General features: G+C 57.7%; 2 protein-coding genes. Both read right to left on the reverse strand.

Annotation, left to right across the window (positions count from 1 at the left end; all coding sequences use genetic code 11):
* Window positions 1-183: 183 nt before the first annotated feature.
* Window positions 184-1,509: an ABC transporter substrate-binding protein gene (locus AC630_RS41835; RefSeq protein WP_167561393.1), complete on the reverse strand. Its 1,326-nt coding sequence runs from the start codon at window positions 1,507-1,509 to the stop codon at window positions 184-186.
* Between the two features lie 25 nt (window positions 1,510-1,534).
* Window positions 1,535-1,768: a hypothetical protein gene (locus AC630_RS45045; protein WP_143198760.1), complete on the reverse strand. Its 234-nt coding sequence runs from the start codon at window positions 1,766-1,768 to the stop codon at window positions 1,535-1,537.
* Between the last annotated feature and the right edge of the window lie 282 nt (window positions 1,769-2,050).

Genomic DNA, 2,050 nt, shown 5'->3' on the forward strand with positions numbered 1-2,050 from the left:
TCGCCAGGCAGCTCAATGAAAGGCCACGAAAGACCTTGCTCTTTCAAACCCCGGCTGAGAAGTTCGCAAAATGTGTTGCGGCGATCCGTTGAACCCGCCCCCGATAGCGACCAAATTCCGCGTCGCTGCGAAATGACGCGATGGCCAGAAGCGGGCATTTCAGGTCAGCGGTGTAGTCAAGGGCTAGGCATATGCTTTCAGGCATTCAGCTTCGGCCCACTTCACTGCAGCTTCGGCTGGCATGCCTTGCACGGCCTTCGCGAACATATCCACGATGATGTGCTTGGTCAGCACCTCCGCAGCCTGACGGCTGGATGGCCCCGCATAGCCCATTAGCCGCCCAGTCCGTGCCGCCGACCGGAACGGAAGCATGACCGGATCCTTGTCCCACAGCGGATGCTTCTCCCAATCAGTCGTGGGGCCGACACTGAAGCCCTGTAGCGTAACGAAGTACTTTTCAAAGATCGGTTTGGAACTCATCCAGCGGATGAACTCTTTGGCCGGCTTCTGATTGTTCGAATAACGCAGAACGATGTTAGACGTAGGGATATGGAAGCTGAACTGCCCAGCTGGACCTGCCGGTAGCGGGGCGTGAAGGATGTCGTCCTTGATCGGGTCGCCGGCCTCGGTCTGATACGCATCCGGTTTGCGTAAAGCTTCAAGGTAAATGGAAGCGCCGTTATTGGTCGCGCAGATTGTGCCAGCCAAGAAGGCGCGGTTGTTGCTCGTGTCGTCCCAGGCAAGTCCGCCTTCCTCGTGGGCGTCCTTCCAGAACGCCGCCATGAACTTGACAGCCTCGACCGTCTCCCTGCTATTGAGCACGATCGTCTTGCCGTCCGGCTCGACCTCCTTGCCACCCCAAGACCAGAGATATGGATAGAAAAAATTCGGCGCGTCAGCGAAGGTGTGACCGAGCGTCTGACCAATGGGACGGCCCTTAGCCTTGAGCTTTTTGCCGGCTTCGCGATACTGCTCCCACGTTTCTGGGAATTTCGCATAACCGGCCTCGGTAAACCACGATTTCCGGTAGGCTATTTGAATGCCGGTGATGTTGAAAGGAACGGCGAGCCAGCGCTTACCGTCGTATGCAGCTAAGCGAGAGGTCTCGTAAAAGCCGCCTTGAGAGTTGCCAAGTTCCTCCGCCACGTCGTCGACTTCGGCCAAGCTCTCGGAATACAAATGCGCCCAATTATTAACGACGTTTACTATGTCGGGGCCCGATCTTGACTGGATCGAGGAAGTGATGCGCGCCTGGATGTCATTCGGGTTGATCGTTTCGACTGTGAGTTTGATCCCAAGCGCCTTCTGACATTCTCTCGTGATTTCACCTTTTAAAAGAACGTCCGACGCCGGCACGAAACTGGATCCACGAAGCCAATGGATGGTCGTCGCCTGCGCGTAGGCGGGCGCGCCTCCCGAAGCTAGGATCGCTGCGAGGCCGCCGAACCTAGCCTCCATAAGACCAGCGCCGGAAACCTTGAATAGTCCTCGCCGACTGATGCCCGCCACGACGCTCTCCTCTCTGCCCGATAGACTAGGTCGCCTCCGCCTCCGGTAAGCGGTCGTAATAGCCTTCTGCCCAACGCCATTCTATGATGACATTCTGATTTTCGAGGTGGCGGACTTCCATCAGGACCTTGACGAAATGCATCATCAGAATGCGTGCTTTCCCCACGCTAAAGCTACGCACACCGATCACTGGCATAGGTTGCTGCGCCCGCGCGGTCACTGGCCAAGTGATGGTCCGCCGTCCGATTGTGGCTGGCATGTGCCTCTCCCGAGAGAGCTGCCTACCAGTGGGAATGATACCACGCTGCAGCCATACTGTCCCCGGTCTTCCACTGGGGCATTGCTTCAGGGGCCGCGCAGTGTCACCTCTTGGTCCTTCGCGACCGATTTGGGCCAGCGGCAAATCCGAGCATAGTGCGCCATGTCGCCGGAAGCGTAAGTAAGCTATCCAGAACGAACTCGGCTCCCGGGAGAGCACGGCATAAGCCGTCAAACCACTGCGCAGGGAAGGCCGTGTGTTGGGCTTCACCTGTATGCTGCT

Source organism: Bradyrhizobium sp. AS23.2 (assembly GCF_001908185.1).
In the GTDB taxonomy this organism is placed as follows: Bacteria; Pseudomonadota; Alphaproteobacteria; order Rhizobiales; family Xanthobacteraceae; genus Bradyrhizobium.